General features: G+C 69.3%; 8 protein-coding genes. 3 read left to right on the forward strand and 5 right to left on the reverse strand.

The window, feature by feature from the left end; genetic code table 11:
• Positions 1–27: 27 nt before the first annotated feature.
• The 5 genes from N5J73_RS23815 to N5J73_RS23835 all read right to left on the reverse strand — a co-directional run bounded on the left by N5J73_RS23815 (position 28) and on the right by N5J73_RS23835 (position 3,113).
• The gene (locus N5J73_RS23815; protein WP_021204061.1) at positions 28–1,053 is read right to left on the reverse strand and encodes an NAD(P)H-dependent glycerol-3-phosphate dehydrogenase; all 1,026 of its coding nucleotides are present in this window, start codon (positions 1,051–1,053) and stop codon (positions 28–30) included.
• A gap of 20 nt (positions 1,054–1,073) precedes the next feature.
• A complete protein-coding gene (secB, locus tag N5J73_RS23820) occupies positions 1,074–1,592 on the reverse strand; it encodes a protein-export chaperone SecB (protein ID WP_005407596.1) in 519 nt (172 codons plus the stop codon).
• A gap of 100 nt (positions 1,593–1,692) precedes the next feature.
• Positions 1,693–2,130 carry a rhodanese-like domain-containing protein gene (locus tag N5J73_RS23825; RefSeq protein ID WP_004134671.1) on the reverse strand — a complete coding sequence of 146 codons (438 nt, stop codon included), beginning with the start codon at positions 2,128–2,130 and terminating at the stop codon, positions 1,693–1,695.
• Positions 2,131–2,187: 57 nt separating this feature from the next.
• Positions 2,188–2,613: a hypothetical protein gene (locus tag N5J73_RS23830; RefSeq protein WP_014035526.1), complete on the reverse strand. Its 426-nt coding sequence runs from the start codon at positions 2,611–2,613 to the stop codon at positions 2,188–2,190.
• Between the two features lie 32 nt (positions 2,614–2,645).
• On the reverse strand, positions 2,646–3,113 hold the full coding sequence (locus tag N5J73_RS23835) for a YiiD C-terminal domain-containing protein (protein ID WP_008266702.1): 468 nt from the start codon (positions 3,111–3,113) through the stop codon (positions 2,646–2,648).
• Positions 3,114–3,147: 34 nt separating this feature from the next.
• Here N5J73_RS23835 and N5J73_RS23840 point away from each other — a divergent pair, with 34 nt between their 5' ends.
• From N5J73_RS23840 to N5J73_RS23850, 3 genes are all read left to right on the forward strand, one after another.
• On the forward strand, positions 3,148–3,957 hold the full coding sequence (locus N5J73_RS23840) for a uroporphyrinogen-III synthase (protein WP_049446118.1): 810 nt from the start codon (positions 3,148–3,150) through the stop codon (positions 3,955–3,957).
• A 103-nt stretch (positions 3,958–4,060) separates the two neighbouring features.
• Complete coding sequence (locus N5J73_RS23845) at positions 4,061–5,038, forward strand: uroporphyrinogen-III C-methyltransferase (RefSeq protein ID WP_049446117.1); 978 nt, start codon at positions 4,061–4,063, stop codon at positions 5,036–5,038.
• Positions 5,039–5,044: 6 nt separating this feature from the next.
• On the forward strand, positions 5,045–6,294 hold a 1,250-nt coding region (locus tag N5J73_RS23850), incomplete at its 3' end, for a heme biosynthesis HemY N-terminal domain-containing protein (RefSeq protein WP_279941367.1).

Here is a 6,294-nt window from a genome sequence, read left to right on the forward strand (position 1 = left end):
CCCGGCACTGGGCCGGGGTTTTTCGATTCACTTGAACAGCGTGTCCGGGTATTCCGGTTTCTGTTCCCGCGCCAGCAATGCACGCAGGCCTTCTTCCGGCGTCTGCTCGCCGTGCAGCACGGCACGCACGCGGTCAGAGATCGGCAGGTCGATGCCATGACGGCGCGCCTGTCGCATCACTTCGTCGGCGGTCTGCACCGACTCGACCACCTGGCCGATTTCGCGCACGGCATCCTGCAGCGTCTGGCCACGGCCCAGGGCCAGGCCCAGGCGGCGGTTGCGCGACAGGTCGCCAGTGCAGGTCAGCACCAGATCGCCCAGGCCGGCCAGGCCCATCAGCGTTTCCGGCTTGGCGCCGATCGCAGCGGCCAGGCGCAGCATCTCGTTCAGACCACGGGTGATCAGGCCGGCACGGGCGTTCAGGCCCAGCTGCATGCCATCGGCCACGCCGGTGGCCACGGCCAGCACGTTCTTCATCGCACCGCCCAGCTCGGCACCGACCATGTCGTCGCCGGTGTAGGCACGGAACGCCGGGCCGTGCATCGCCTCGGCCACCGTCTGCGCGAACTCGGGCACGTCGCCGTGCACGGTGATCGCCGTCGGCAGGCCCTGGGTCACTTCCTTGGCGAACGACGGCCCGGTGACAACGGCCAGCGGCACGTCCTCGCCCAGCACTTCGCGCGCCACTTCATGCAGGAAGCGGCCCGAACCGGGTTCGAAGCCCTTGGTGGCCCAGGCCACGCCGGCACCGGCCGGACGCAGCGGCGCCAGCGCACGCACGGTTTCACCGAAGGCATGCGACGGGGTCACCACCAGGATCCAGGCCGCGCCCTCCACCGCCGACGCCAGGTCGGTCGTGGCACGCAGGCTGTCCGGCAGCGGGATGCCCGGCAGGTAACGCGGGTTCTCGTGGCGCTGGTCGATGGCGTCGACCACGGCAGCATCGCGCCCCCACAGCACGGTCGGGTGACCGTGCCGCGCGAGCAGGCTGGCCAGCGCGGTTCCCCAGGAACCGGCGCCCAGCACGGCGATCTTGTCAGCGGGAGTGCTCATCCGTGACGTCGCGGCAGGAATCAGGCGTTGCCAGCCGGCTCGGAGTCAGCCAGCGACGGTGCGTCGCCCTGCTCCTGGCGCTGGCGCAGGGTTTCTGCGTACAGGCCTTCGAAGTTGATCGGCTGCAGGAAGAACGGCGGGAAGCCGCCGGCCTGGATCAGGTCGCTGATCAGCTGGCGCACGTACGGGAACAGGATGTTCGGGCACTGGGTGCCGAGCAGCACGTCGATCGACTGCGGGTCCAGGCCGACCAGGCCGAACACGCCGGCCTGCTTCACTTCGGCCACATAGGCGGTGCGCTCACCGGCCTGGCAGGTCAGGGTCACGGCCAGCACGACTTCGAAGGCGTTCTCACCCAGGCGCTGCACCTGCTGGTTCAGGTTCAGCTGCAGCTCCGGCTGCACCTGGTCGTTGAAGATGGTCGGAGCGTTCGGCGACTCGAAGGAGACGTCCTTGACGTAGATCTTCTCGACGGTGAAAGCAGGGCCGGTGGCGGCATCGACCGGCGCAGCGGCGCCGTTGGTGATCTCTTCGGACATTTCCAGTAACTCCAGGTGAATGCAATGAAAACGATGGTCGAATTACTGCGATGGGGGCGGCATCAGGCCCATACAAGGCCGGATCCGCCACCTGCGGCAATCAGTTGCGGCCCTTGACCAGCGGCAGCTCGGCCTGCTGCCAGGCGGGAATGCCGCCGTCGAGCACGTAGACCTTTTCGAAGCCGGCCTTCTTCAGCGCCTTGGCGGCGGTTTCCGAGGCGTTGCCGCTGCGGCACACCAGCACCACCGGCGACTGCTTGGCATTGGCCACCAGCTTGTTGTCCGGGCCGAAGGCACTGGCCTGGGCATTGCGGCTGCCGGCAATGTGGCCCTTCTCGAAGTCACCGCTGGCCGACAGGTCGACCACCACCGTGCCGCCCGCGTTGATCAGCTGGGTCAGTTCGGCGGGCTTGATGCCCTTGAAGCCCCGGAACAGGCGGCGGATTTCGGTGACGATGATGGCCACGGTCAGGCCGACCAGGGCCGCGGACAGCATCGGGTTTCGGCCTGCAAAGGCCAGCAACTCTTCGTAATTCACTCAGGTCACGGGTCGATTAAGCGGGCGCCGATTGTCGCACAAGCCGGACGCGGCCCGTCACTGCCCTTTCCACAGGTCCGGCAGGCCGGCGGTCTGCCACCAGCGCTTGGCTTCCGGGTCCCAGCGCCAGCGCTCGACCACGACCACGGTGCGCTCGGCCTGGGTGTTCTGGTTGATCACCCCGATTTCGACGCGGCGCTCGACCAGGCCCCCGTCCAGCGAGGCGCTGCTGCGCTCGCGGTAGGACGACACGCGCAGCTGCGCGTAGCGGTTGAGCTCGAACTCGGTGGGCGGCTTTTCCTTGCGCAGCTTGGGGTCGAGATAGCCGATGGCATCGTCCATGCTGCCCCAGCGGATGGTGGCGCCGTAGGCGATCTGGGTCTCTTCCAGCAGCTTGCGCTGCTTGCGGCTGAGGTCGTCGGCCGAGGCCACGGCGCTGGCCAGCAGCAGGGAACAGATCAGGAACTGGATGAGGCGGCGCATCGGTGGTTTCCCCAGAACGTCAGCCTGCCATCCTACCCTTTGGCGAAGGCAACGAAGCGACCGCTGAACTCGGCGGCGGGCTTGCCATCGGCCCCGGGCTGGGTGGCGATGATGCTGATGCGCGCCTTGCGGCGCTGGCGGAAGGTATTCAGGAACGCATCCCAGCCGCTGGCCTCGGCCGCTTCGGCATGGGCGTGCAGGTCTTCGTAGACCGGGGCCAGGTAGCGCAGGTTGCTGTCGGCCACGTAGACCTCGGCATCGTGGCCGGCCAGGCGCAGGCGCAGGCTGACCAGCGCCCAGCCGGACAGGGTCAGCACCGAGGCCAGGCTGCCACCGAAGGCGTTGCCCTTGTCGTTGACGTTGGCGGCCAGCGGCGCGGTGATGCGCAGCACGCCGTCGGCATAGCCGTCGAGCTGGATCTGCATGGCGCGCACCGCCGGCATGCAGTCCAGCACGTCCTGCAGGGCGGCCAGCGAGGAAGTCAGAGCATCAACGGACATCGGAGCAGAGACCAGACAACGAAGGGCCCGCATAATGCAGGCAATGGCCGACCATACGATACCCACTGGCGCCGCCGGTTCCGACGCGGGCTGGACCCTGGTTTCACTGCGCCCGCAGGGCCAGCATGTGGCGCTGCGCCGCGCCGTTGCTGGGCTGGGCGGGCATGTGCTGGCCCTTTCGCCGTGGCGCCTGCAGCGCCTGAAGGGCACGCCAGTGGTGCGCCAGCTGCAACGCGCGCTGAACTGCGATCGGGTGGTGTTCACCAGCCCGGCCGCCGTTGCCGCAGCCGCGTCCCTGCTGCCGCTGGCCGAGGCGCAACGCAGCCCGTGGCTGACCGTGGGCGAAGGCACCGCGCGTGCGCTGCAGGCGCTGGGCGTCGGCGAGGTGCACGCACCGCAGCGCATGGACAGCGAGGGGCTGCTCGCGATGCCAGTGCTGGCCGACGTACAGGGCCTGTGCATCGGCCTGGTGACCGCGCCCGGCGGGCGTGGCCTGATCGCTGCGCAACTGCAGGCGGCGGGTGCCACGATCGAACGCGCCGACGTCTACCAGCGCCGATTGCTGCGCCTGCCGCCCCGCACGTTGGCTCGATTGCCGCATTCAGCGCAGCCGTGGGTGCTGGCGGTGAGCAGTGGCGAAGCGCTGCAGCATTTCTGGCAGCAGCTTCCAGCCGCATTGCAGCAGCGCCTGCAGGCACACGCAACCGCAGTCGTAGCCAGTGATCGCCTCGGCGAACAGGCGCGGGCGCTGGGCCTGCAACACATCGTGCGCGCCGCCGGCCCCACCACCGCGCAGCTGGTGGCGGCTGCACACGCCACGCTCACCGTCCCGGCAGCGACCTGAACAGGGACGTGGGTCACGCTTGCCGCTGTGGTCGGCAACAGTGATGCTGTGCACAACGCGGCCTGCCGGAACCGACTGGCAACACAGCCGACAAGGAAGCCCGATGAACGACACTCCGCCCACTGCTTCACCCCATCGACCCGTGCGCTGGCTGCTGCCGCTGGCCGGGGTGGTCGTGCTTGGCGTGGGCGGCTATGCCGGCTGGTACGTCTGGCAGCAGCAACAGGAAGAACAGCACGCGCAGGCACAGACCATGGCCGTGCAGCTGCAGGGCCTGGAGGCGACGCTGGACGCATTGCGCCGCGACCAGCGCGCGACCAGCCAGCGCCTGCAGGATGCGGCGACCACCAACCGCGTGCTGCGCGACGAGATGCTGGGCCTCTCGCAGCGCAGTGCACTGCTGGAAGAGAACCTGGCCAAGCTGGCCGACAGCGCCAACCAGGGCCGCCAGGCGGTACAGCGCGATGAGGCCGAACTGCTGTTGACCCAGGCGGCACAGCGCCTGAATTACGCGGATGACGTGGAGGGCGCGCGCCGCCTGTATGCACAGGCCGCCACCGCACTGGCCGATCTGCCCGACAGCGAAGGCCTGAATCTGCGCCAGGCACTGGTACAGGAACGCGATGCGCTGGATGCGCTGGGTACCGGCCCGCGTGTGCAGTCACTGCAGCGGCTGGATGCCGTGGCCCGCGCGCTGCAGGGCCTGCCCTCGCAGATCACCGGCACGACCGGCAGCAGCACCGCCAAGCCGTGGTGGCAGGCCACGCTGGCGCCGTTCGTGGACATCAGCCCGAGCCGCCAGAACGGTCCGCTGACCGCCGCCGAACGCCGCAATGCCGACGATGCACTGCAACTGGAACTGACTCTGGCGCGCGCCGCGATCGAGCGTGGCGACCGCACCGGCCGCGATACCGCGTTGGCGCGCGTGGAACACTGGGCACAGCGGCGTTGGCCGGATTCACCGGCCCTGCGCGCGCAACGTGCTGAACTGAAGGCCTTGCGCGAGCTTCCGCTGCAGGCGAGCAACGCTGTTCTTGGCAGCACCCTGCAGCAGCTGCGTACCCAGACCGACCGGAGGTAATCCCCCATGAAACCCCTGCAATCCTTGGTCGTGCTGTTGCTGGCCGTGGCCATCGGCGTGGTGGCCGCGCAATGGCTCGGTGCCGATGACCTCAACCGCTTCGGCGAAGTGACCCTGCGCTACGGCGGCTACGACTACCACAGCAACCTGCCGAAGGTGGCGCTGCTGTCGGTGATCGCGGTGCTGGTGCTGTGGCTGCTGTGGAGCCTGATCGCTGCACCGTTCCGCGCCTGGGGCCGCTACCGCCGCAAGCAGGGCCGGGTGCGCCTGATCGACGGCCTGCAGGCCTATGAGCACGGCCAGTGGCAGCGTGCCGAGAAGCTGCTGGACGGCGCCGCCAAGGATCCGGAAGTGAGCGCGGTGGCGCTGGCCAACGCCGTGCGCAGTGCACAGGCGCGTGCCGATGGCCCCGCCAGCGAGGCGCTGCTGCAGCGTCTTGGCGAGAGCGATGCCACCCTGCAGGCGCTGCTGCGCGCTGAACAGCTGCTGGCGCGCGATCTGCCGGTGGATGCGATCAACGCGTTGGATGTGGCGGCGATCCAGCCGCTGCCGCCGCGTGGTCTGTGGCTGCGTACCGAAGCGCTGGCACAGGCCGGTCGCGCCCACGAGGCGTATGGCCAGCTGGGTGCACTGCGGCAGAGCAAGGTGCTGCCGGCCGACGCGAACAGCGAGCTGGAAGCACGCCTGGCGGCACAGGCGCTGCTGGAAGCGGCCGACGTCAATGCGCTGGCTGCGCAGTGGGAAGCCACGCCCAAGGCGCTGCGCCCCACCCCGGACGTGGTTGGCGCCTATGCCAGCCGCGCGGTGGCACTGAACTGGGACGAGCCCGCGCTGCTGGCGCTGGAGCAAGCGCTGGACCATCGCTGGGACGACGAACTGGTGGCGCTGTATGGTCGCCTTCCCGCCGAACGCCTTGCCACCCGCCAGAGCAACCTGGCGCGCTGGCGCAACGTGCATGACGACTCGGCCGCGCTGCGCCTGGCACAGGGCCGCGTGGCCCTGGCGCAGCAGCAGTGGGACGCTGCCGATGCATTCCTGCACGAGGCCATCGCCGCGGGCGCCGGTGCCCCGGCGTGGGAGGCATTGGGTGAACTGTTCGCGCAGCGTGGCGAGCACGCGCTGGCCGCGCAGTGCCTGGCCAATGCACTGCGACTGCAGCGCGGCGAGGACAGCGTGGAACTGGTGCGTGGCACCGAGACTCCGCTGCGTGCCACGGTGGAAGAGCAGCCGATCGCGGTGCAGCCGCCGGTGTATGA

The sequence above is a fragment of the Stenotrophomonas sp. GD03654 genome (genome assembly GCF_029845105.1).
Taxonomy (GTDB): Bacteria; Pseudomonadota; Gammaproteobacteria; order Xanthomonadales; family Xanthomonadaceae; genus Stenotrophomonas; species Stenotrophomonas africana.

Bases quoted from the DNA above. Each gene is read 5' to 3' on its own strand.
- N5J73_RS23845 (WP_049446117.1), top strand. From the start codon at position 4,061: ATGAACGACACTCCGCCCACTGCTTCACCCCATCGACCCGTGCGCTGG.
- N5J73_RS23815 (WP_021204061.1), bottom strand. From the start codon at position 1,053: ATGAGCACTCCCGCTGACAAGATCGCCGTGCTGGGCGCCGGTTCCTGG.
- N5J73_RS23835 (WP_008266702.1), bottom strand. From the start codon at position 3,113: ATGTCCGTTGATGCTCTGACTTCCTCGCTGGCCGCCCTGCAGGACGTG.
- secB (WP_005407596.1), bottom strand. From the start codon at position 1,592: ATGTCCGAAGAGATCACCAACGGCGCCGCTGCGCCGGTCGATGCCGCC.
- N5J73_RS23830 (WP_014035526.1), bottom strand. From the start codon at position 2,613: ATGCGCCGCCTCATCCAGTTCCTGATCTGTTCCCTGCTGCTGGCCAGC.
- N5J73_RS23840 (WP_049446118.1), top strand. From the start codon at position 3,148: ATGCAGGCAATGGCCGACCATACGATACCCACTGGCGCCGCCGGTTCC.